Genomic DNA, 21,389 nt, shown 5'->3' on the forward strand with positions numbered 1-21,389 from the left:
CATGCACATCACCCTGGTTCATTCGCCGGCGCCGCGCCAGGTGACCGAGGTCGCCATCGAGGTACCGCCGGGCTGCACCGCTCAGCAGGCACTCGGGCAAGCCGGCTGGTTCGACAGCTTCCCCGAACTTGGCACGCCGGCCCTCACGCTGGGTGTCTGGGGCCGGCGGGTCGGCCCGGGCCACGTGCTGCGCGAGGGTGATCGCCTGGAGGTCTACCGGGCCCTGCGCGTGGACCCCAAGGTGGCCCGCCGCGAGCGATTCGTTGGACAGGGTGCGCGGGGAACCGGGCTGTTCGCCCGAAGAAAAGCCGGCTCCAAGGCCGGCTACTGAACCGCTGAGGCAGACCGCCTGACGGCTATTTGGGCATGGGGCCGCAATCGCTGCGGATGATGCTGTCCATGCGCTGCGATTCCGCGGCCTTGGCCTGGTCGTCCATGATCACGCGCTCTCCCTTGGCGTTGGTGGTTGCCAGGCGCACACCGGACTCCATCGTGATCTTGGCCTTGCGTGCGCGCTCACAGCTCTCGGCACGCACCTTGGCCACGCGCTCGAGTTCGGCCTTCTTTTTCGCTTCCTCGGCCTGTTCGGCCTGCTTCTTTTTCGCTTCCAGCTCGGGGTCGCGGGCCGGAATCCGGGGCGCGGCGGGCGTGGCGCCGGCAACAGCCCCCGTGGCTGCTTCCACGGCTGCCGGTGGAGGCGCCACCGTCAAGGCACCTGGCTGCTTGAGGATGTTCTTGTCGGGGATGTTGGCCGGCGGTGGGGTGTCGCTGAACACCTTGCGCCCGGTGCCGTCGATCCATTGCCACTGGGCCAGAGCCGCGGAGCTGCAGACGAGCAGCAAACCCAGCAGAAAGGGATTGCGCCAGGACGATTGGGGTGTGGGAGCTTGTGCCATGGCGCCAGTTTATCCGCGAGACCTGGCACGGCAGCACTCCTTCGGCCTCGGGCACGCACCAGCAGGGGCAGCGGTGGTTTTTCCGCACTGAGCGGTCGCGGCCCGGGGTGGCCGCGCGCGGGTTTGCCCGCAGGGTGGGCGGCTACAATCGACGCTTTTGGAGCTTTCCTCATGCGCCTACTCGGCAAAGCGCTCACCTTCGACGACGTGTTGCTGGTGCCAGCGTACTCCCAGGTCCTGCCCAAGGACACCTCTCTTGCCACCCAGTTCTCCCGCAACATCCAGCTGAACCTGCCCCTGGTGTCAGCCGCCATGGACACGGTCACCGAAGCCCGGCTGGCGATCGCCATCGCGCAGGAAGGCGGCATCGGCATCATCCACAAGAACCTCACGCCGCAGGAACAGGCGGCGCATGTGGCCAAGGTCAAGCGCTACGAGTCGGGGGTGCTGCGCGACCCGGTGGTGATCTCGCCGCAAACCACCATCAGGCAGGTGATGAAGCTGTCCGAAGAGCTGGGCATTTCCGGCTTTCCCGTGGTCGAGGCAGGCCGGGTGGTCGGCATCGTCACCGGACGCGACCTGCGTTTCGAGACCCGATACGACCTGCCGGTGAGCGAGATCATGACGCCGCGCGAGCGCCTGATCACCATGCCCGATGGCACCACGCCGGCCGAGGCCAAGACCCTGCTCAACAAGCACAAGCTCGAACGCCTGCTGCTGGTCAATGACGGGTTCGAGCTCAAGGGCCTGATCACGGTCAAGGACATCACCAAGCAGCTCAACTTTCCCAACGCCGCCCGCGATCCCTCGGGTCGCCTGCGCGTGGGTGCGGCGGTGGGTGTGGGCGAGGGCACCGAAGAGCGCGTGGAAGCCCTGGTCAAGGCCGGTGTGGACGCGATCGTGGTCGACACCGCGCATGGCCACAGCAAGGGCGTGCTCGATCGCGTGCGCTGGGTCAAGCAGAACTACCCGCAGATCGACGTGATCGGCGGCAACATCGCCACCGGCGGTGCGGCCATGGCGCTGGTCGAGGCGGGTGCAGATGCGGTCAAGGTCGGCATCGGCCCGGGCTCGATCTGCACCACCCGCATCGTGGCCGGCGTGGGTGTGCCGCAGATCATGGCCATCGACAGCGTGGCCACCGCGCTGCAGGGCACGGGCGTGCCGATGATTGCCGACGGCGGTATCCGCTACAGCGGCGACATCGCCAAGGCGATCGCCGCCGGTGCCAACACCGTGATGATGGGCGGCATGTTCGCCGGCACCGAGGAGTCGCCTGGCGAGATCGTTCTGTACCAGGGCCGCAGCTACAAGGGCTACCGCGGCATGGGCTCCATCGGGGCCATGCAGCAGGGCAGCGCCGACCGCTACTTCCAGGAGTCGAGCACCGGCAATCCCAACGCCGACAAGCTGGTGCCCGAAGGCATCGAAGGCCGCGTGCCCTACAAGGGCTCGGTCGTCTCCATCATTTTCCAGATGGCCGGTGGCCTGCGCGCGGCCATGGGTTACTGCGGCTGCCCGAGCATCGAGCACATGCGCCACAAGGCGGAGTTCGTCGAAATCACCTCGGCCGGCATCCGCGAGAGCCATGTGCACGACGTGCAGATCACCAAGGAAGCCCCCAACTACAGAGCAGACTGAGCGCCCAGGCGCCGGCGGCCGTCCCGATGGACGGCCTTTTTGCTTTCTGAACAGCCCAACCCGACACCGCCATGCAGCACCAGAAAATCCTCATCCTCGATTTCGGCTCCCAGGTCACCCAGCTGATTGCGCGCCGCGTGCGCGAGGCCCATGTGTACTGCGAGGTTCATCCCTGCGACGTCAGCAGCGACTGGGTGCGCGAGTTCGCCGCCGACGGCCAGCTCAAGGGCGTGATCCTCTCCGGCAGCCATGCCAGCGTGTACGAGGTGGACGACAAGGCGCCGGATGCGGTCTACGAGCTGGGTGTGCCGGTGCTGGGCATCTGTTATGGCATGCAGACCATGGCGCAGCAGCTCGGCGGCAAGGTGGAGGGTTCGAACTCGCGCGAGTTCGGTTACGCCGAGGTGCGCGCGCGCGGTCACACGCCGCTGCTCAAGGACATCGCCGACTTCCACACGCCGGACGGCCACGGCATGCTCAAGGTCTGGATGAGCCACGGCGACAAGGTCACCGAAATGCCCTCGGGCTTCAAGCTCATGGCCAGCACCGACAGTTGCCCGATCGCCGGCATGGCCGACGAGGCTCGTCACTTCTACGGTGTGCAGTTCCACCCGGAGGTCACGCACACGGTGCAAGGGCGCGCGATGCTCGAGCGCTTCGTGCTCGACATCTGCGCCACCCGGGCCGACTGGGTGATGCGCGATCACATCGAAGAAGCGGTGCAGAAGATCCGCGAACAGGTGGGTGACGAAGAGGTGATTCTTGGCCTGTCGGGCGGTGTCGATTCGTCGGTGGCCGCCGCGCTGATCCACCGTGCGATTGGCGAGCAGCTCACTTGCGTGTTTGTCGACCACGGCCTGCTGCGCCTGAACGAGGGCGACATGGTGATGGACATGTTTGTCGGCAAGCTGCACGCCAATGTGATCCGGGTGGATGCGGCCGACCAGTTTCTGGGCCACCTGGCCGGCGTGAGCGATCCGGAAGCCAAACGCAAGATCATCGGGCGCGAATTCGTCGAGGTCTTCAAGGCCGAGGCCGCCAAACTCATCTCAAGTGGTGCATCAACAAACGGCGCCAAGTGGTTGGCACAAGGCACTATTTATCCCGATGTGATCGAATCGGGTGGTGCCAGAAGCAAGAAGGCCGTGACCATCAAGAGCCACCACAACGTGGGAGGCCTGCCGGAGCAGCTGGGCCTGAAATTGCTGGAGCCGCTGCGCGATCTGTTCAAGGACGAGGTGCGTGAACTGGGCGTGGCGCTCGGCCTGCCGCACGACATGGTCTATCGCCACCCGTTCCCGGGTCCGGGCCTGGGCGTGCGCATCCTGGGCGAGGTGAAGAAGGAATACGCGGACCTGCTGCGCCGGGCCGACGCGATCTTCATCGAAGAACTGCGCTCCACCATCGACCACCCCAGCGGCAAGAGCTGGTACGACCTGACCAGCCAGGCCTTCACTGTCTTCCTGCCGGTCAAGAGCGTGGGTGTCATGGGCGACGGCCGCACCTACGACTTTGTCGTGGCCCTGCGCGCCGTACAGACCAGCGACTTCATGACCGCCGACTGGGCCGAACTGCCCTACGCCCTGCTCAAGAAGGTCAGCAGCCGCATCATCAACGAGGTGCGCGGCATCAACCGCGTGACCTACGACGTGAGCAGCAAGCCGCCGGCCACGATCGAGTGGGAGTGAGCCGGCTACATCTTTCTTCCTTCAAGCCCTGAAGGGCTGCCACCAAGTTTCAAAAAAGCAAACAGCAGGCGTCCGCACGACCCGACTAGCCTTTAGGACCAGCAATTTCCAGGGAGATGGCTCCCAGCCTGCGTGGATCCCATGAGGATGAGCCGACTCACCAAGGACATCATGGACGTCTCCTGAGTCCTTTTCGATCGCGAAGGGTGTCCAATCCACCGGCCAAGGAAAACGCCATGCTCGCTGAGATCGAGCTTGGATTTTGCCCAAAGCTTCTTTCAGGTGCACTCGGCTGACCCCCGGACAGGAGAAATCACCAAGCAGTAGCTCAGACGCGCGGAGACGGAGGCGGGCGGAACGCCGTGGTCGAGGCCAGGACCGCCCAGCCACACCAGCTCCGCGCGGTGTCCACAAACTGGGATGGGCTCTTCCGGAGGGCAAGCACTGGCGCGAGAAACGTCTGCGGCAGTCATGCGCGAGTGCCTGATAGGCGACGTCGTCGGCTCCATTCGTAGATGTGTGAGATGGAGCTGCGCTCCCGGCTGGTCGTGCATTGCGACAATGCACCAGATGCAAGAGGTGTTCCGACAAATGGCAACAGTATCGCGACCGCCTTGAGCGATCCTGCCAAGCCTTGGCACTACGGGGTCAACAATAGCTTCAACGGCGAGTTGCGCGACGAGCGGCTGTCGTTGGAGTGGTTCAGATCCTGAAAGGGGGCTGCCGCGGTCAATGAAGTTTGGCGGAGCCACTGCAACACGGTGCGTCCCCGAAGCAGCTTGGATTCCCTTACGCAACATGAATTCAAGTCGCATAATCAATCCATTACCATCCGGGCTGCCTTCCGGGAAGGAATAGATTGAAAAAGCCGAGCATGTCACACACTTTTAAATCATAAGTGACAGTGAAGGCTTGATGACCGTACTGAAGACGGTTTGCACCCGAACATTTGATCCCGGAACGGGGGGTGACCTGCTTGGGTAGGTGGTGCAACCGCCGGCATCGCATACAGAGTCAGGACATGCGAACTCACGGAATTGAGAGTATTCGGCGTAAGCTTGGCTGTGAGTGGTGCAGGAACACCAAAGGATATTGGAGTCGAATGTTGCCATGGCTGCGAACGGACTTGGCTGACCCGTCTCGATCAAGGATTTTCGTGAATTCATGTCCGAGATCTTGGCAAATAGGACTATGTCAATAGCCACCTCGGGGTTGCAAGTGATGATGCCGGACCATTATTTGTGGACTTTTGATTTGAAATGAGGTTGGGCAGGGATTGATTTGAACTTGTACATTCAAATGGATTGATATCATGATTGTAAGATCTGGCCAAGCAACACTACTCCCCATACAGTATCTGAGAGGGGTTGCAGCCATGATGGTCGTTTATCATCATGCAGGGTCTCAAATACCGGCATTTGAACCATTCCTGCCGGGTTCATTTGGCTCCCTGGGCGTTGATATATTTTTTGTAATCAGCGGCTTCATTATGTATATCACCACCGCTGGTTCAGTCATTACTCCCGGCGAATTCATGATGCGCCGCATCATTCGCGTCGCGCCCTTGTATTGGCTTCTAACATGTCTGATGTGCCTATTGTGGCTGATATTTCCCGGCTTCTTCAAAACACTGTCTGTCACGACATCGACATTTTTTCAGAGTCTTTTCTTTATCCCTCATTATTCTCGGGCCTTCCCTGACAGCATTTTCCCGCTGCTCGTTCCTGGATGGACATTGAACTATGAGATGTTCTTTTACGCACTTTTCGCGCTTGCATTGTTCTTGCCAAAAAATTATCTTCTCCCCGCTGTGGCCGCGCCGATGTTGGGACTTGTGTTTTTGGGTGCAACGTTCAGTCCGATCGATTCGGCTATGTTGTCCACCTACACTAGTCCACTTCTGCTGGAGTTTACATCTGGTGTTTTACTTGGAAAAATCTGGGCAAACCAGCAAAAGGGCTTCTCCACTGTCGTTGGAGTTTTTTTATTTTTTTCAGGCTGGTTTTTTCTTGCCTACAACAGTCTGCATCCTGCTGCCAAATACCTGCATATTCTTGGTGCCACATTGATCGTTGCAGGGTCGCTCAATGTTGATTTTCTGCGCTGGAAAAATGACCTTCTCAGAATAGTGGGTGATGCCAGCTATTCAATTTATCTCAGCCACATTTTTACCCTTGGAGTTTGTCGAGTGGCATGGGTTCGTCTATTCGATACCGACAGCAACGGCTTCAATGCCATTGTATTTGCAGTTGCAGTGATGGTGATTTGCATTGTCGTCGGCGTGGTGGTTTATCGGTATGTGGAGAATCCACTCACCCGTTACCTAACCCGACGTTACTCCGTGCAGTTGAATCAATCAGGTGTGCGATCCGTGTAGTCCGGAACTGGATCGCCTTTGCACAACCATGAATGGTCTGCCAACCATCCCCGTCCCCGGGACTTCCGTCGACTACCCGGATCAGTGCCTCTGGCGATCGCCCCGTTCCTGATGGGCCTGCAGATCGACCGTCGACTCGGCCTGCTGCGTTCGCTGCTGGTGTACCGCGGCATTCCGTGGCGGGGCAGGCAGCTGCGGCGGTTTTATCGTCGTTTCGTGCCGGCGGGTGGGCTGGCGTTTGATGTGGGTGCGCATGCCGGCAACCGCACGGCGGCGTTTCGACAGCTTGACGCGCGGGTGGTTGCGCTGGAGCCGCAGGCCGATTTTCTGCGGCTGTTGCAGCGCCGTTTCGGCAGCGACGACCGGGTGAGCCTGCTGCCGCAGGCGCTGGGCCGCGCGCCGGGACAGGCGCAACTGATGGCGAGTCCGCGAACGCCCACGGTGGCCACCTTGTCCAGCGACTTCGTGCGGCGCGGCGGTGCGGCACCCTCGTTTCGCGGCGTGCAGTGGCAGGCGGGGCCGCTGGTCGAGGTGACCACGCTGGACGCGCTGATCGCGCAGCACGGCGTGCCCGACTTCGTGAAGATCGACGTGGAAGGCTTCGAGCTGGAGGTGCTCATGGGCCTGAGCCAGCCGCTGGCGGCGGTCTCGTTCGAGTTCCTGCCTGCCGTGCGCGACGTGGCCCTGGGCTGCATCGACCGGCTGGAAGCGCTGGCCGGCGTTGGCCGTTACCGCTATGCCGTGTCGCTGGGTGAGCGCCTGAGCCTGCTGCAGCCGCAGGGCGAGTCGGCCGAGGCCATGCGCGACTGGCTGCGCGCCATGCCGCCCGATGGTCCGTCCGGCGACGTGCACGCCTGGCTGGCCCGCTGAGTTCAGGAACCCGGCAGCGATCGATCGTTTGAGCTGGCCGGGTCTGCCGGCCGCTGAACGTGCTCGAAGCCCTGGCTCTCCTGGGCGCCTGGCGCGTCGAAGGCGTTCAACAGCACGGGTGTCAGGGCGGCCATGTTGCCCAGCGCGGTCGGCGGCAGCGCCAGGCCCGGCACAAACCCGCTGCCCAGCAGACGCTGCAGCAAGGCCGGGTCGTCGGCGATCACGTGCACCGGCACGTCCCACGAGGCACGCTGGCCACTCACCAGGGCCGGCGGCTGGTGGTCGCCGACGATGATCATCACCATCGGCCGGGCTGCCCGGTGTCGCAGGTAGTCGGCCATCCACGCATGCTGGTAGTGCATGCCCTGCAGATAGAGCGCCACGGGCGGGTTCAGGGACGCGCTGGCCGGGGGCGTCGCAGCCACGCCGGCCGCGTAGGCCGCCGGGCCGGTCAAGGCCTGCCAGTCGGTGCTGAACGGGGCAAGCGGGTGGAACGGCGCGTGCGTGCTGGTGGTGGCAAAGACGGCCAGACGCGGTTCGCGCGGAGTGCTGCGGTCAAGTTCCTGCGACTGCAGCAGGGCCAGTGCGGCCTGGTCGGGGATGCGCCAGTAGCCGAAGTCAGGCCCCTGGTAACCGATGCCCGCGTCGTCGGCGAGCCGGTCGAAGCCGTAGAAGGCGCCCTCGGGCCAGGGGCGTTTGAGACCGGGCATCCAGCCCACAGTGCGGTAGCCGTGGTTCGCAAAATGCCGCACCAGCGTGGGCCGCTGGCTGGTCAGCAGCAGGTCGTGATCGGCCGGATCGGCGGTGTCGACGCCCGCGAGCAGGGCGGCGTGGGACAACCACGACGAGCCGCCGAAGGTGGGTGCGGTCACGCGCGCCGACACCACGAGGCGGCCGCTGTCTTCGATCGCCCGGGCCAGCTCGGCGCGCGGTGCGGCCAGCGCAGCGGCCATTGCGGGGTCGTCGAAGCTGATGGCACCAAAGGACTCGGCGAACACCAGCAGCACGTCGGCAGGCCCCTGCGCGCCCACCAGGCCGGAGAGATCACCGTCGAACGCCGGGCCTGGGCCCAGCGCGGCGCGGGCCTGCCCGGGCAGCCACACCCTGGCGAGCAGCCGGCCCTGCTGCCACAGCGTGGGCGCCAGCGGCAGCGAAAAGAACCAGCGGGTGTCGCGCTGGTCGGGCACATGGGCAGCAAAGCTCAGCGTGCAGGCCGCCGTACCTGTGAGCAGCCAGGGCCGGCAGGCAGGCCAGGCCAGGCAGCGCGCAAGCGCCTCGATGGCCAGTCGCACCAGCGCTGCGAGCAGCAAACCGCCCAGCACCAACGTCGCGACACCGGCGGCCACCTGCCAGCCCGGCAGCGATTCCAGCGCAACCTTCAGCAGTTCGCCGGCATGGCGGCCGTCCCAGTAGAGGTTGACCGGGCGCCCGAGCACGGCCGGTGCGGTGACGCTGGCGTACCGCGCCAGCACCAGCGCCATGAAGCCCACGGTGCAGACGGTGGCGGCCCGGCGCGACAAGCCGTTTCGCCAGCCCACCCAGGCCATCAGGGCCACGACCAGCAGGCACAGCTCGAACGACAGGCGCGGCATGTGGGCCACGCCGAAACCGGGCCAGCGGTTCTCGAACGTCAGCAGCGTGTTGAGCAGGCCGAAGGCAATGACAAAACGCAGCAGCCAGACCGGCGCCCCGGAAGGCGCCACGGCCCCCGACCTCACTGCCGGACGGCCTCGAATTCGATGATCAGCGGCACCTCGTCGCCCACCCAACCGTTGGCCACCGCGTAGTTCATGCCGTAGGCGCTGCGCTTGAAGCTGCCGCGTGCGGACACGCCCATCACATAGGGTTTGCGCAGCGGGCCACCCAGCGGCGATTCGGCGCTCTTGTTCCAGGTGGCCTGCAGGGTCAGCGGCAACGACTTGCCGAGCAGCTCGAGCTGGCCGCTGATCTCGAAGTTGCGCTCGGCGCTGCGCTTGGCGCTGGTGGCGGTGAACACCATCCTGGGAAACTCGCCGCTGTTGAGAAAGTCCGGCCCTTTGAGGTGGTCGTCGCGCTTGCGCTGGTTGCTGAAGACGCTGGCGGTCTCCACCTCGATGCGCACGTCCGACAGCGTGGCCGTGGCCTCGTCGAAGCGGTAGCTGCCGCGCACCGAGCGGAACAGGCCGAGGATCTTGGCGTAGCCGATGTGGTCGACGAGGAAGGCCACCGTGGTGTGGTCGGGATCGAGTTCGTAACGCGCCGCCTGGGCCTGGGCGGGCGCCGTCATCAACAGGGACGCGCTGCCGGCCAGGGCGGCCCACAGGGTGAGGGTGGTCAAGGTGTTGGCACGCATGGTTCAGGTCTCCGGTGGGGTGGGGCGCTGGCGCGCCAGGGTTCGCACGTCGATGGCGAAGGACAGGGTCAACAAGGCCAGGCTGGTCGCGGCCAGGCCGCTGGCCAGCAGCGGCGGCACGATCGGCCCCAGGCAGACGATGAGGGTGGTGATCTGCACCACGCACACGGTCTGGCGGCGCTTGCTGGGTGGCAAGGGCCCGTTCAGCCAGGGCCAGACCAGGGCGGCTGCGACAAAGGCGTAGCGCATCAGCCCGCTGGCGAGGATCCAGGCACCCGCCTGACCGGCCTGCAGCACGAGCGCACACAGGACCAGGGTGAAGGCGGCATCGGTTTCCATGTCGAAACGCGCGCCGAACGCACTGGCCAGGCCACTACGCCGCGCCAGTGCTCCGTCCACCGCATCGAGCAGCGCCGTGAGCGTGGCCGCAACCACCAGCGCCCAGGCAGCGAGCGACACGTCGCCCAGCGGCGCGCTTGGCACGGCCTCGCCCACCAGGGCCGCCATCAGCGCCATGGCGCCCAGGCGGGCCAGCGTGATCCGGTTGGCCGGGCCGAAACGGGCATGGGGGTGGGGCCGGGCCGGCGCCACCAGCGCCCGCCACACCAGCCAGGCACCGGCGGCGTACACGGCGGCGGCCTTGAGCACGTGGTCGGCGCCGAGTCCACCGATCGAGGCCAGAGCGGATGCCGCGAGCAGCACAACGGTGCCCACGGCCGCCAGTTCGCGCGCGGCATCTCGCGCCAGACCCGGGTGGTTTGCGATGTCCTGTCGGGGCGGGGGCGTTATCGGAGGGCTGCCTGCGGTTTTCATCGGCTGCAACATAAGATGGGCTCGCCTGTCGGCGGTTCCAGGGCGGTTCGGGGGATCATGGCACGCACCTCCGTTCGGACACGACATATCCCTTTTTGTTCATGGCCTCGCCTTCACCCTCTTCAGACACCACCGCCCAGGCCTGCTGGACGGTTGCACCCGGACTCGCCCAGATCCGCGAAGCGCCACTGCCACCGCTGGCCCCGGGAGAGGTTCGCGTGCGCACCCTGCACACCGGCGTGAGCCGGGGCACCGAGCTGCTCGTGCTGCGCGGCGAGGTGCCGGCCAGCGAGGCCCAGCGCATGCGCGCGCCGTTCCAGCAGGGCGACTTTCCCTTCCCGGTGAAATACGGCTACGTGAACGTGGGCGTGGTCGAGGCGGGTGCGGCCGAGCTGCTGGGGCGCACGGTGTTCTGCCTGTATCCGCACCAGACCGTGTTTCAGGTGCCGGCCGACGCGGTGGTGCCGCTGCCGGCGGGTGTGCCGCCGGCGCGTGCCGTGCTGGCCGCGAACCTGGAGACCGCGATCAATGCGCTGTGGGACGCCAGCCCGCGCCTGGGCGACCGCATCGCGGTGGTGGGCGGCGGCACGCTGGGCCTGCTGGTGGCCTGGCTGGCGGCCCGGTTGCCCGGTTGCCAGGTGCAGGTGGTCGATACCGAACCCGGTCGCGAGGGCCTGGCGCGCGCGCTCGGTGCCGGCTTTGCCTTGCCGGCCGACGCACGCACCGACGCCGACCTGGTGGTTCACACCAGTGGGCAAGGCGCGGGGCTGGCCACGGCGCTCGGGCTCGCCGCCTTTGAAGCCACCGTGCTCGAACTGAGCTGGTACGGCAGCCGCGCGGTGAGCGTGCCGCTGGGCGAGGCTTTCCACTCGCAGCGCCTCACGCTCAAAAGCTCGCAAGTGGGCCATGTGGCCACCGCGCAGCGCGGGCGCTGGAGCCACCGCCGCCGCCTTGAACTCGCGCTGTCCCTGCTCACCGACCCGGTGCTGGACCGCCTGATCACGCACAGCGCGCCGTTTCACGAACTGCCGACCGTGCTGGAGCGTCTGGCAGCGGGTGCCACCGACACGCTTTGCCACCGCATCGATTACCCCATCTGAAGAAAAGAGAACAACCCATGTACGCCGTCAACGTCAGAGACCATTTCATGATCGCCCACAGCTTCCAAGGCGAGGTGTTCGGCCCCGCGCAGCGCATGCACGGCGCCACCTACGTGGTGGACCTGGAGCTGCGGCGCGCAGTGCTCGACGCCGACGGCATCGTGGTCGACATCGGTCTGGCCACGCAGGTGCTGCGCGAAGAACTCGCCGCACTCAACTTCCGCAACCTCGACGAGGTGCCCGAGTTCAAGGGCCGCAACACCACCACCGAATTCCTTGCCCGCTTGATCTTCGACCGCGTCGCAGCGCGTCTGGCCGCGGGTGCACTCGGCGTGAACGCCTTGCCATCGGCGACTTCCGCCGGTGTGCAGCACCTTCGCGTGACCCTCAACGAATCGCACGTGGCCTGGGCCTCGTACGAGGGTGCCGTGCCGGTGCCTGCCACCGCGTGAGCGCCATGCCCGGCCCGCGCGCCTGCTGCTTCCTGATTCCGGGCGACTGGAACATCCCCACCGGCGGGTACACCTGCGACCGCCGGCTGGTGCTGGCCTTGCGCGAGGCCGGCTGGAGCGTCGAGGTTCTGGTGCTCTCGGGCGCCTGGCCGCAACCCGACGCGTCGGACCTCGCTGCCGCCGCGGACCTCATCGAACAGCTGGCCGACGGCACGCTGGTGGTGGCCGACGGACTGGCGTTCGGCGCCCTGGCCGATGTGGTGGCGCCGCACGCCGCACGCCTGCGCTGGGTGGCGCTGGTGCACCACCCGCTGCACCTCGAAACCGGCCTGGACGCGCAAGCACAGGAGCGCCTGCGCACCCGCGAGACGCAGGCGCTGCGGCATGCGCGGCAGGTGGTGGTGACCAGCCCCCGCACCGCGCTTGACGTTGCGGCCATGGGAGTACCACCACGGCAGATTGCCGTGGTGGAGCCCGGCACCGACCCGGTGCCGGCGCGCGACCGACCGGCCACGTCATCCGGCCCGGTGGCGCTGCGCCTGCTGTGCGTGGCCACCCTCACACCGCGCAAGGGCCACGCGCTGCTGCTGCAGGCACTTGCCGGGCTGATGCACCTGAACTGGACGCTGCACAACGTGGGCAGCGCCGGGCGCGATCCCGGCACCGCCACCCGCCTGCACGGGTTGGCGGCGCCCCTGGGCGAGCGGGTGTTCTGGCACGGCGAGGTCGATGCTGCTGCGCTGCAGGCGCACTACGCAGCGGCCGACGTTTTTGTGCTGCCGTCGCTGCACGAGGGCTACGGCATGGTGATCACCGAGGCCTTGGCACACGGGCTGCCGGTGGTGGCCAGCGACGCCGGCGCACTGGCGCAAACGTTGCCGGCCCAGGCGGGTCTGCAGGTGGCCGCCGGCGAGGTCGCCCCGTTGCAGCTCGCGCTGGAGCGCGTGCTCAGCGACGCCGCACTGCGCGAACGCCTGGGCGCCGGTGCCCGAGCCGCCGCCTCGCAGCTGCCGAGCTGGCCGCAACAGGCCGCGCGCTTCGCCGGCGTGCTCGGGGAGGTCGCATGAGCGCGGCCACCTTCAGCGCGGACTGGCTGCGGCTGCGCGAACCCTTCGACGCAGCGGCGCGCGAGGAAGCGGCCGCCGGGCTTCGCTTGACGTCGCGGCTCTCGGCATGGCGACCGCCGGAGACCGGTCCCTGGCGCGTGATCGACCTGGCCTGCGGCACCGGCGCCAACCTGCGCTGGCTCGCGCCCCGTCTGGGCGGTTCGCAGCAGTGGCTGGTGGTCGATCACGACGCGCAGCTGTTGCAGCGCTGGCCCGAGCACCTTGCACCGGCAGGCGGCCTGCCTGGCGAGCCCGCGGAAATGGACAGCGAGCCGGATCTGAACCGCCCGCTGGCTCTGGCCGGAGCGGGGTTCGAAGCGGCCATCGTGCGCCAGCAGATGGACCTGATGGCGGGGCTGGAGTCGCTGCCCTGGCACGCCGCCGACCTGGTGACGGCCTCGGCCCTGCTCGATCTGGTGGGGCTGGACTGGTTGCACCGACTGGTGCGGGCCAGCGCGGCATCGGGCGTGGCCTTGCTCATGAGCCTGAACGTGGATGGCCGGCACATCTGGACGCCCGAGGACGAACTGGACGACACCGTGGGCCGGCTGTTCGCCGACCACCAGCGGCGCAACAAGGGCCTGGGCCCGGCGCTCGGGCCCGCCGCGGTCGACGCGCTGCAGGCAGCGCTGGGCGCCGCCGGCTACCGCGTGTTCCGCGCTGCCAGCGACTGGTGGGTGGATGGCAGCGGCGGCGAACAGCCACTGGCGCTGCAGAGCGCACTGATCGACGGCATGGCGGCGGCGGCTGGCGAACAGTCACCCGCGTCGGCGCCGGCGGTGCGCGCCTGGCGCCAGCGGCGGCTCGCGGTGGCCGCCGAGGCCCGGTTGCGCGTGGGCCATCTGGATTTGCTGGCCCTGCCGGGCTGACAGGCGCCCGGCCTCACACCGAGCGCAGGTCCAGGTCCCAGAGCATGTCCGGGCCGAGGGCCACCGTGCGAGCTGGCGGGCGCGGGCAATCGGCCATCACCGCCTGGGCCGGTGCCTGCAGGCCCCGGCGTCCGTTGCCGATCAGCACCGGCGCCACCACCAGATGCAGGCGGTCGAGTGCGCCCGCCGTGAAAAACCGCGAGACGGTGATGCCGCCGCCTTCCACGAACAGCAGCCGCAGCCCGCGACTGGCGAGTGCGTCCACCGCCCGCTGGGGGTGGTGGCCCGCCGCTGTGTCATCGGCGATCAGGTCGTCGACGGCCAGCACCTCGGCTGAGCAGGTCCGCTGGCCCGGCGAGCGACCCAGCCGGGCGCGTGCCCGGGCCGCATGCCGGCTGTCACACAACCACAGCGTGGGCGCCTGCCCGTCGCGGAACACGCGCGAGAGACCATCGAGTCGCGCCGCCGGATCCAGCACCACGCGCACCGGCTGCGGGCCGGGTACGCGCCGGGTCGTGAGTTGCGGGTTGTCCGTGGCCACCGTGCCGGCGCCCACCAGCACCGCGTCGCACAGCGCGCGCAGGCGGTGCAGGTGCAGCAGACAGTGGGGCCCGTTGACGTAATAGGAGTCACCGGTGGCAGTGGCCACGAAGCCGTCCAGGCTCTGGCCGAGCTGGGCCACCACCCAGGCGCGGCCGCCCGGCCCACGCTGGCGGGTGCGCGCATCGAGCAGGGGCTTGTACAGCTCGAACAGGGCCGCGGCACGCGCGCTCATCGGCCCTTGAACCGCCCAGCCCTCGCCAGGCTTCGATTGCAGCAGCGAGCAAGGGCCGCCATCGCGGGCACGCAGCATTTGCGTCCACAGGCCGGGCCAGTCGTGCGGCACATCGAGCACCGGGTCGCTGGCCGCTGGCAAGGAGGTGAGCGTCACGGTCGAAGGCATCGCGGCATCATCGCATCGGCTCTGCGGCACCGTGGCATCAACCGGAATAGCCCTCGACTTCACCACCAGACCCCCCGGTGCTCACTTCCACCGGGGTGCGTAGTAGGGGTCGTCGGCATCGCTGCCCCCCGCGCCTTCGGGTGCCGCTGCAGGCAGGCCGGCCAGGCACAGGGCGATGCCGATCCCGTGCAGCCACAGCGGCAGCAGCGCCGCCGGCGTGATGGATGCACTGCGCCACGACACCAGCACCAGCACGCCGGCGACCGAGCCCAGCATCGCAGCGAGCTGGGCCAGCAGCAGCGATCCGCCAACAGCGGCCCAGGCGGCCAGCGCCAGTGCGGCCAGCGTCAGCAGCAGGGTGGACACCCGCCCGCGCACCCGCCCCAGGGCCCTCGTGCCCGGCGCATGCAGTTCCGTGGCGAGGGCAGCCAGCACGGTGCCCACCAGCGTCACCCAGGGCAGCATCTGCACGCGCGAGCGGGCTGGCCAGTCGAAACCGGGCCAGATGGCCAGCGCGATGACGAGGCCGAGGGCAGCCCCCAGGCTCGCCCAGCGCGGGCCGGCCAGGCGCAGCAACAGGCAGGCCAGCACCGCCAGCGCGAGGGGAAGCACCAGGCTCTGGAAGGCGGGGTGGTGAAGAAAGGACATGGTGGTGGTGCTCGCAAGGCGCGGCGTGACAGGACGTGGCTGGATCATCCCACCGGCGCCCGAATCCGGACTGCGGGAATACACTGCGGCAGCCCCACCCAAAGCAACGTCCGCGAGAGTCCCGCATGTACCTGCCGCCACAGTTTGCCGCCCAGGATCCCGCCATTGCCCGCGACCTGATGCGGGCCCACCCGTTCGCCAGCCTCGTGTCCACCGACGACGACGGGTTTCCGTTTGTCACGCCGCTGCCGCTGCACCTGGTGGAGGAAGACGGTGGTCTGACCCTGCTGGGCCACGTGGCCAGGCCGAACCCGCACGCCCGATACCTGCGCCGGCAGAGCGCGGCCCTGGTGGTGTTCCAGGGCCCGCAGGCCTACATGACGCCGCGGGTCTATCCCGATCTCACCCGGGTGCCCACCTGGAGCTATCTCGCGGTGCACGCGCGGGTGCAGGTGAGCTTCATCGAGGCCTTCCAGGACAAGGACCGCCTGATCAAGCACCTGATCCACGACCACGATCCGGCCTATGACGCTCAGTGGCGCTCGCTGCCCGAGGACTACCAGCACAAGATGATGGGCGGCATCCATGCGTTCGAACTGCGGGTGAGCGAACTGCAGTGCAAGGTCAAGCTCAACCAGCACCGGCCGGAGTCGCACGCCGCCATGCTGGCGGCCTACGAGGCGGGCAACGAGAACGAGCGCGCGCTGGCCGGCTGGATGCGCCGGCTCGGTCTGACCGGGTCGCCCGCATGAGGCGACGGACCTGGCTGCTCGCGTCGTCGCTGCTGCCCCTGGCTGCGTGGGCGCAGGCGGCTGCGTCTGCCGAACGGCGCTGGAAGCCCGAACTCGATGCGTTCGCGGCGGCCGATCGCCAGCAGATGCCGCCGCCCGGCGGGGTGTTGTTCATGGGCAGTTCGTCGATCCGTTTCTGGAACGGCCTGGCGACGGCCTTTGACGATCAGCCGGTGGTGATCCAGCGGGGATTCGGCGGCTCGCGCCTGGCCGACTGTGCCGACCTGGTGCCCCGTCTGGTGCTGCCCTACCAGCCGCGCCTGGTGGTGCTGTACGCCGGAGAAAACGATGTGAACGAAGGCGCCCGGCCGGCCGAGCTGCTGGCGCATTTTGTTCGGTTCGTGCAGCAGGTGCGCGCGGCCTTGCCGGCCACCCGCGTGGCCTACATCTCGATCAAACCGAGCCCGTCACGGCTGGCCCACCTGGCCGACATGCGCGAAGCCAACCTGCTGATCCAGACCCACGTGCTGCAGCACGACCACCTTGACTACATCGACGTGCACGCCGCCATGCTCGACAACGACGGCCGCCCGCGACCCGAGCTGTTCGTGCGCGACCAGCTGCACCTGAGCGCCGAGGGCTACGGGCTGTGGCGCCAGATCGTCTCAGCGCACCTGCGGCCCTGAGCGCCACACGGGCGCTGGCCGACGGCCCCGTCGCTCATGCGCCTGCACCGCCATCGCCACCGCAAACAGGCCGGCGAAGGCGCCCGCCAGCAGCGCCACATCGGTGCGCCACGGACGCACCACCTCGGTCGAGCCGAAGAAGGCGAGGGTGAAGAGGGCGATCACGATGTGGGCGCAAAACACCGACAGCGCATGGCGCCCGAGCAACTCCAGCGGCAGCGGACGCGGCAGCACGCGCTTGAGCCAGGGACCCGAAGCCACCAGCAGCACGAACACGCTGGCGAAATTGAGCACCCGCAGGGGCCCCAGCGACCACTTGTCCAGCAGCAGGCCCACCGCGGGCACGCCCGGCATCGGATCCTGGCCGACCATGTGGCGCCACAGCAGCATGCCCGCGGCGTACACCGCGGCCGGCACCACCACCCACAGCGGCATGCGCGGCAGTGGCTGCTGGCGCGCGCCCAGCCACAGACCTGCGATCCACAGCGCCTGCCAGGCCAGCCAGTGGAAGGCGCCCATGTCCTTGTAGGGAATCGGCAGCCCGGTCATGCTCACGGCCAGCCCGTGCAGCGTCAGGCCCAGGCCCCATTGTTCGGCCAGCCAGAGCAGGGCGCTGAGCGCCAGCACGGCCGACCAGCCGCTGTGCAGGGCGTGTCGCAGCAGCCAGGGGCTCAGCAGCATCAGGGCGATGTACAGCGGCAGGATGTCCAGCAGCGGCGGGTTGTGCAGCAGCAGCGCCGCACCGACCACGGCGGAACGCGGATCGATGAAGAAGAACTCCAGCAGGCCGGTCACGCCCCCTTGCCGGTTGTGCACGCCCAGCCACGCGATCACCGTGAAGGCCAGCAGCAGCAACGCGAGCTGGCACAGGTAGAGCCTGAGCGCCCGCTCGTGATAGGCGGTCTGCATGGCCGCCACACCGTCCCGGCGGGCGCGCTGACCATAGACGCGGCCGGCCATGAAGGCCGACAGGAACACGAAACCCTCGGCCGCTGAAACGAAGCCGAACGGCTGGCCCGATGGCAACGAATACATCGTCGGCATGTGGGTGAGCGTCATCAACACCAGCATCAAGCCCCGCAGGGCGTCGAGCTCCCAGCGTCGGGTCGAGGGATGGAGGAGGGGCGTGGACATAGGGAAAACCAGAACAACCCGCGATCATGCCAGAGGGCCCGGGCGCAGCCGCGGTGCAGGGGCGCTGTCCTACACTCGAGCGGATGTCCGAATGCACGCTCACCGACGAAGACTTCATGCGACTGGCGCTTGCCGAGGCCCGGGCCGCGGGCAGGGCAGGCGAAGTCCCGGTGGGGGCGGTGGTGGTGAAGGACGGACGCGTGATCGCCACCGGGCGCAACGCCCCGATCGACGGATTCGACCCAACCGCTCACGCCGAAATCAAAGCCCTGCGCGCCGCCGCGCAGGCATTGGGCAACTACCGGCTGGACGGCTGCACCCTGTACGTGACACTGGAGCCCTGCGCGATGTGCAGCGGCGCCATGCTGCACGCCCGGCTGGCCCGGGTGGTGTTCGGTGCGTCCGACCCCAAGACCGGCGCGGCCGGCTCGGTGCTCGACCTGTTCGGGCTCGCCCAACTCAACCACCAGACCGTGGTGCAGGGCGGTGTGCTGGCGAGCGCCGCCGCCGACCTGCTGCGCGGATTTTTCAAGGAGCGACGCGTGAACCCACATCCCCTGCGCGAAGACGCGCTGCGCACGCCGGACGAGCGCTTCGCCGACCTGCCGGGCTACGCCTGGCAGCCCCGCTACCTGAGCGATCTCCCGGCGCTGGACGGCTGGCGCATGCACTACCTCGACGAGGGAGCGTCCGCTGAAGGAACTGCGCAGCCTGGCCTCACCTGGCTCTGCCTGCACGGCAACCCGGCCTGGAGCTACCTCTACCGCAAGATGATCCCGGTGTTGCTGGCCGGCGGCGGTCGTGTCGTGGCGCCCGACCTGATCGGCTTTGGCCGCAGCGACAAGCCCAAGAAAGACGCTGCGCACACCTTCGCCTGGCACCGCCAGGTGCTGCTCGAATTCATCGAGCGGCTGGACCTGAACAACGTGGTGCTGGTGGTGCAGGACTGGGGCGGACTGCTCGGTCTCACGCTGCCCATGGAGGCGCCCGGGCGCTACCGCGGCCTGCTGGTGATGAACACCACGGTGGCCACCGGTGAGACACCGTTGTCGCCGGGCTTCCTCGCCTGGCGCACCATGTGCGCGCAGAACCCGGAATTCGACGTGGCGCGTCTGTTCGCGCGCGGCAACCCCCAGTTGAGTGCGGCCGAGTGCGCCGCCTACAACGCGCCGTTTCCCGACCGCGGCCACCGCGCCGCCCTGCGCGCCTTTCCCGCGCTGGTGCCCGAACACCGGGGCGACGACGGTGCCGACGTCAGCCGTCGGGCCCGGGCGTTCTGGTCCAGCGACTGGCGTGGTCAGAGCCTGATGGCGATCGGCCAGCTGGACCCGGTGCTGGGTGAACCGGTGATGCGCGAACTGCATGCGTCGATTCGCGGCTGTCCCGAGCCGATGCTGCTGCCGCAGGCCGGCCATTTCGTGCAGGAGCACGGCGAGGCCGTCGCCGAGGCGGCGGTGCGCCATTTCACCCCTTGAGCCATCCGATCACGACCCCCCTTGCCGACCTCGCACACCATGAGCCACATCTACATTTACTCTCCCTCCAGCGCGGTGCGCGACAAGGCCGCGTTTCGCCGTGGTGCGGCCCGGCTCCGGCAGCTCGGACACGACGTGGAAATCGACGAGACGGCGCTGGCCAGCCACATGCGCTTCGCAGGCGACGACGCCACCCGGCTGGCCGCCATTGCGCGCGCTGCGGCCAGTGGCGCCGACGTGGCGCTGATCTCGCGGGGCGGCTACGGCCTCACGCGCATCCTGGGCGAGCTGCCCTTCAAGAAGCTGGCCAAGGCCATCGACGGCGGCACGCAGTTCGTGGGCCTGAGCGACTTCACCGCGCTGCAAATGGCCTTGCTGGCGAAGACCGGCGCATGCAGCTGGGCCGGCCCGGCGCTGGGGGAAGACTTCGGGGCCGAGGCGCCCGACGACATCATGGAAGCGTGTTTCGACGACCTCGTGGTCGGGCACGGCGAGGGCGCCGGGTGGCGCCTGCCGGTTGGCGATCTGCGGGCCATGAAGCCCGGCAAGGGCGATGCGCCGCCCGCACTGCGCGTGCGCTCGGCCACGCTGTGGGGCGGCAACCTGAGCGTCGTCTGTTCACTGGTCGGCACGCCCTGGCTGCCCGCCATCAGCGGCGGCATCTTGTTCCTGGAAGACACCCATGAACACCCCTACCGGATCGAACGCCAGCTCACCCAGTTGCTGGATGCAGGCATCCTGGGTCGTCAAAAGGCGGTGCTGATGGGTTCGTTCAACCGTTTCAAGCTGGTGCCCGGTTACGACCGGGGCTTCAATCTGCAGACGGTGGTCGACTGGCTGCGCACCAGGACCCGAACGCCGGTGTTCACCGGCCTGCCGTTCGGCCATGTGCCGACCAAGGTGCTGCTGCCCGTGGGGCGTAAGGTCGACCTGATGGTGGAAGGGCGCGACGCCCTGGTGTACTGGGGCTGAGCAGCCCCGGGTCGCTCAGCGGCGGCTGCGGCTGGCTTCGATGAGGCTGCGCGGCACCAGTCCCTGAAACACCGGCGAGAGGCTCTGCACGCGGTGCACGGCGAGCGCTTCGCCGTGGATCTGGCTCAAGGCGGCCACCATTTCCGCCCGTGCAAACCACAGGGCATGGGGATCGTGCAGGTATTTCAGCCGGCGGGTGAGATCGGGATTGATCTGCGCGCCGTCTTCGCCGAGCACGTCAAGCATGGCTTTTCGAACAGGCTCCAGCGCCTCGCCCGGGTCCTGATGAACCTCGGGGCTGAGCAGTGCGGAAATGCTGTTTCGAATACTCGGCTTGAACCAGCGCATGGTGTGACCTCAACGACTTTTATAGGAATGTGGCCGGAGGATACGTTCACTCACCGTGTTCGTGCAATCCCGCACGTCGTTTGGGGGGCCTGAAAACAACAAGCAAATCAAAGGTTTACGAAGATATTTTTATCCCATGCTTGAAGTTAATGGTACCTTTTGTATTCATTTCCACGAAATGAATCATCTTGAATGATTACCCGGCATCGAATGCAATGGCGCCGATGCGACAGGCGCATCGAACAGGACTGGACAGGCCGGCGCGCGTCAAGGTAGTTGTCGCCTGAGTCACGCAGCTTTGAGCTGAG

General features: G+C 67.4%; 21 protein-coding genes and 1 pseudogene. 14 read left to right on the plus strand and 8 right to left on the minus strand.

Features of this window, described 5'->3' with window-relative positions; all coding sequences use genetic code 11:
- Nucleotide 1: 1 nt before the first annotated feature.
- On the plus strand, nt 2–331 hold the full coding sequence (locus tag QUV35_RS16165) for an RnfH family protein (RefSeq protein WP_300876384.1): 330 nt from the start codon (nt 2–4) through the stop codon (nt 329–331).
- A 25-nt stretch (nt 332–356) separates the two neighbouring features.
- On the opposite strand, the gene QUV35_RS16170 is transcribed toward QUV35_RS16165, so the two are convergent.
- Nucleotides 357–896 (minus strand): DUF4124 domain-containing protein, encoded by a 540-nt coding sequence (locus QUV35_RS16170; RefSeq protein ID WP_300876388.1) that lies wholly within the window; start codon nt 894–896, stop codon nt 357–359.
- 171 nt (nt 897–1,067) lie between these two features.
- On the opposite strand from QUV35_RS16170, the gene guaB reads away from it, so the two are divergent.
- The 5 genes and pseudogenes from guaB to QUV35_RS16195 all read left to right on the plus strand — a co-directional run bounded on the left by guaB (nt 1,068) and on the right by QUV35_RS16195 (nt 7,472).
- Entirely contained in the window at nt 1,068–2,537 is a 1,470-nt protein-coding gene (gene guaB, locus QUV35_RS16175) for an IMP dehydrogenase (RefSeq protein ID WP_300876390.1), read from the plus strand.
- Nucleotides 2,538–2,608: 71 nt separating this feature from the next.
- Nucleotides 2,609–4,225, plus strand: a complete 1,617-nt coding sequence (gene guaA / locus QUV35_RS16180; protein ID WP_300876393.1) for a glutamine-hydrolyzing GMP synthase — start codon at nt 2,609–2,611, stop codon at nt 4,223–4,225.
- A 611-nt stretch (nt 4,226–4,836) separates the two neighbouring features.
- Nucleotides 4,837–5,088: pseudogene (locus QUV35_RS16185) on the plus strand (integrase core domain-containing protein); the annotation flags it as partial.
- A gap of 449 nt (nt 5,089–5,537) precedes the next feature.
- Entirely contained in the window at nt 5,538–6,602 is a 1,065-nt protein-coding gene (locus tag QUV35_RS16190) for an acyltransferase (protein WP_300876396.1), read from the plus strand.
- Between the two features lie 84 nt (nt 6,603–6,686).
- Nucleotides 6,687–7,472 (plus strand): FkbM family methyltransferase, encoded by a 786-nt coding sequence (locus QUV35_RS16195; protein ID WP_300876398.1) that lies wholly within the window; start codon nt 6,687–6,689, stop codon nt 7,470–7,472.
- Nucleotides 7,473–7,474: 2 nt separating this feature from the next.
- Here the strand turns inward: QUV35_RS16195 and QUV35_RS16200 are convergent, their stop codons facing one another.
- The 3 genes from QUV35_RS16200 to QUV35_RS16210 are packed head-to-tail and all read right to left on the minus strand — an operon-like array spanning nt 7,475 to nt 10,518.
- Nucleotides 7,475–9,175 carry a sulfatase-like hydrolase/transferase gene (locus QUV35_RS16200; protein ID WP_300876401.1) on the minus strand — a complete coding sequence of 567 codons (1,701 nt, stop codon included), beginning with the start codon at nt 9,173–9,175 and terminating at the stop codon, nt 7,475–7,477.
- An 11-nt stretch (nt 9,176–9,186) separates the two neighbouring features.
- Nucleotides 9,187–9,804 (minus strand): YceI family protein, encoded by a 618-nt coding sequence (locus QUV35_RS16205; protein WP_300876403.1) that lies wholly within the window; start codon nt 9,802–9,804, stop codon nt 9,187–9,189.
- Between the two features lie 3 nt (nt 9,805–9,807).
- Nucleotides 9,808–10,518 (minus strand): CDP-alcohol phosphatidyltransferase family protein, encoded by a 711-nt coding sequence (locus QUV35_RS16210; protein WP_300876405.1) that lies wholly within the window; start codon nt 10,516–10,518, stop codon nt 9,808–9,810.
- A gap of 200 nt (nt 10,519–10,718) precedes the next feature.
- On the opposite strand from QUV35_RS16210, the gene QUV35_RS16215 reads away from it, so the two are divergent.
- From QUV35_RS16215 to QUV35_RS16230, 4 genes are read left to right on the plus strand one after another with little or no spacing between them, the layout of a single operon-like run.
- Nucleotides 10,719–11,717 (plus strand): zinc-binding alcohol dehydrogenase, encoded by a 999-nt coding sequence (locus QUV35_RS16215; RefSeq protein ID WP_300876407.1) that lies wholly within the window; start codon nt 10,719–10,721, stop codon nt 11,715–11,717.
- 17 nt (nt 11,718–11,734) lie between these two features.
- Nucleotides 11,735–12,169: a 6-carboxytetrahydropterin synthase gene (locus QUV35_RS16220; protein WP_300876409.1), complete on the plus strand. Its 435-nt coding sequence runs from the start codon at nt 11,735–11,737 to the stop codon at nt 12,167–12,169.
- A gap of 5 nt (nt 12,170–12,174) precedes the next feature.
- Complete coding sequence (locus QUV35_RS16225) at nt 12,175–13,236, plus strand: glycosyltransferase family 4 protein (RefSeq protein ID WP_300876412.1); 1,062 nt, start codon at nt 12,175–12,177, stop codon at nt 13,234–13,236.
- A complete protein-coding gene (locus QUV35_RS16230) occupies nt 13,233–14,144 on the plus strand; it encodes a class I SAM-dependent methyltransferase (protein ID WP_300876415.1) in 912 nt (303 codons plus the stop codon). The genes QUV35_RS16225 and QUV35_RS16230 overlap by 4 nt, the downstream gene beginning before the upstream one ends.
- Nucleotides 14,145–14,157: 13 nt before the next feature.
- Here QUV35_RS16230 and QUV35_RS16235 read toward each other — a convergent pair whose 3' ends face one another.
- Complete coding sequence (locus QUV35_RS16235) at nt 14,158–15,087, minus strand: RibD family protein (protein ID WP_300876417.1); 930 nt, start codon at nt 15,085–15,087, stop codon at nt 14,158–14,160.
- Between the two features lie 81 nt (nt 15,088–15,168).
- Nucleotides 15,169–15,735: a hypothetical protein gene (locus QUV35_RS16240; RefSeq protein WP_300876420.1), complete on the minus strand. Its 567-nt coding sequence runs from the start codon at nt 15,733–15,735 to the stop codon at nt 15,169–15,171.
- A gap of 125 nt (nt 15,736–15,860) precedes the next feature.
- Between QUV35_RS16240 and QUV35_RS16245 the strand changes: the two genes are divergently transcribed.
- Together QUV35_RS16245 and QUV35_RS16250 are read left to right on the plus strand one after the other, a co-directional pair.
- Nucleotides 15,861–16,487: an FMN-binding negative transcriptional regulator gene (locus QUV35_RS16245; RefSeq protein ID WP_300876423.1), complete on the plus strand. Its 627-nt coding sequence runs from the start codon at nt 15,861–15,863 to the stop codon at nt 16,485–16,487.
- Nucleotides 16,484–17,152, plus strand: coding sequence for a GDSL-type esterase/lipase family protein (locus tag QUV35_RS16250; protein WP_300876425.1), 669 nt, complete (start codon nt 16,484–16,486; stop codon nt 17,150–17,152). Before QUV35_RS16245 ends, QUV35_RS16250 begins: the two co-directional genes overlap by 4 nt.
- Here QUV35_RS16250 and opgC read toward each other — a convergent pair.
- Nucleotides 17,132–18,286: an OpgC domain-containing protein gene (gene opgC / locus QUV35_RS16255; RefSeq protein WP_300876427.1), complete on the minus strand. Its 1,155-nt coding sequence runs from the start codon at nt 18,284–18,286 to the stop codon at nt 17,132–17,134. The two genes, QUV35_RS16250 and opgC, sit on opposite strands and share 21 nt — an antisense overlap.
- A gap of 83 nt (nt 18,287–18,369) precedes the next feature.
- Here opgC and tadA point away from each other — a divergent pair, with 83 nt between their 5' ends.
- Together tadA and QUV35_RS16265 are read left to right on the plus strand one after the other, a co-directional pair.
- Complete coding sequence (gene tadA / locus QUV35_RS16260; RefSeq protein WP_300876430.1) at nt 18,370–19,761, plus strand: tRNA adenosine(34) deaminase TadA; 1,392 nt, start codon at nt 18,370–18,372, stop codon at nt 19,759–19,761.
- A 39-nt stretch (nt 19,762–19,800) separates the two neighbouring features.
- Nucleotides 19,801–20,733, plus strand: coding sequence for an LD-carboxypeptidase (locus QUV35_RS16265; protein WP_300876433.1), 933 nt, complete (start codon nt 19,801–19,803; stop codon nt 20,731–20,733).
- A 15-nt stretch (nt 20,734–20,748) separates the two neighbouring features.
- Here the strand turns inward: QUV35_RS16265 and QUV35_RS16270 are convergent, their stop codons facing one another.
- A complete protein-coding gene (locus QUV35_RS16270) occupies nt 20,749–21,081 on the minus strand; it encodes a hypothetical protein (protein ID WP_300876436.1) in 333 nt (110 codons plus the stop codon).
- Nucleotides 21,082–21,389: the final 308 nt, after the last annotated feature.

This window comes from Hydrogenophaga sp. (assembly GCF_030373225.1).
Classification (GTDB): domain Bacteria; phylum Pseudomonadota; class Gammaproteobacteria; order Burkholderiales; family Burkholderiaceae_C; genus Hydrogenophaga.

Bases quoted from the DNA above. Each gene is read 5' to 3' on its own strand.
- QUV35_RS16165 (WP_300876384.1), top strand. From the start codon at position 2: ATGCACATCACCCTGGTTCATTCGCCGGCGCCGCGCCAGGTGACCGAG.
- QUV35_RS16170 (WP_300876388.1), bottom strand. From the start codon at position 896: ATGGCACAAGCTCCCACACCCCAATCGTCCTGGCGCAATCCCTTTCTG.
- guaB (WP_300876390.1), top strand. From the start codon at position 1,068: ATGCGCCTACTCGGCAAAGCGCTCACCTTCGACGACGTGTTGCTGGTG.
- guaA (WP_300876393.1), top strand. From the start codon at position 2,609: ATGCAGCACCAGAAAATCCTCATCCTCGATTTCGGCTCCCAGGTCACC.
- QUV35_RS16190 (WP_300876396.1), top strand. From the start codon at position 5,538: ATGATTGTAAGATCTGGCCAAGCAACACTACTCCCCATACAGTATCTG.
- QUV35_RS16205 (WP_300876403.1), bottom strand. From the start codon at position 9,804: ATGCGTGCCAACACCTTGACCACCCTCACCCTGTGGGCCGCCCTGGCC.
- QUV35_RS16215 (WP_300876407.1), top strand. From the start codon at position 10,719: ATGGCCTCGCCTTCACCCTCTTCAGACACCACCGCCCAGGCCTGCTGG.
- QUV35_RS16220 (WP_300876409.1), top strand. From the start codon at position 11,735: ATGTACGCCGTCAACGTCAGAGACCATTTCATGATCGCCCACAGCTTC.
- QUV35_RS16225 (WP_300876412.1), top strand. From the start codon at position 12,175: ATGCCCGGCCCGCGCGCCTGCTGCTTCCTGATTCCGGGCGACTGGAAC.
- QUV35_RS16230 (WP_300876415.1), top strand. From the start codon at position 13,233: ATGAGCGCGGCCACCTTCAGCGCGGACTGGCTGCGGCTGCGCGAACCC.
- QUV35_RS16235 (WP_300876417.1), bottom strand. From the start codon at position 15,087: ATGCCTTCGACCGTGACGCTCACCTCCTTGCCAGCGGCCAGCGACCCG.
- QUV35_RS16240 (WP_300876420.1), bottom strand. From the start codon at position 15,735: ATGTCCTTTCTTCACCACCCCGCCTTCCAGAGCCTGGTGCTTCCCCTC.
- QUV35_RS16245 (WP_300876423.1), top strand. From the start codon at position 15,861: ATGTACCTGCCGCCACAGTTTGCCGCCCAGGATCCCGCCATTGCCCGC.
- QUV35_RS16250 (WP_300876425.1), top strand. From the start codon at position 16,484: ATGAGGCGACGGACCTGGCTGCTCGCGTCGTCGCTGCTGCCCCTGGCT.
- opgC (WP_300876427.1), bottom strand. From the start codon at position 18,286: ATGTCCACGCCCCTCCTCCATCCCTCGACCCGACGCTGGGAGCTCGAC.
- tadA (WP_300876430.1), top strand. From the start codon at position 18,370: ATGTCCGAATGCACGCTCACCGACGAAGACTTCATGCGACTGGCGCTT.
- QUV35_RS16265 (WP_300876433.1), top strand. From the start codon at position 19,801: ATGAGCCACATCTACATTTACTCTCCCTCCAGCGCGGTGCGCGACAAG.
- QUV35_RS16270 (WP_300876436.1), bottom strand. From the start codon at position 21,081: ATGCGCTGGTTCAAGCCGAGTATTCGAAACAGCATTTCCGCACTGCTC.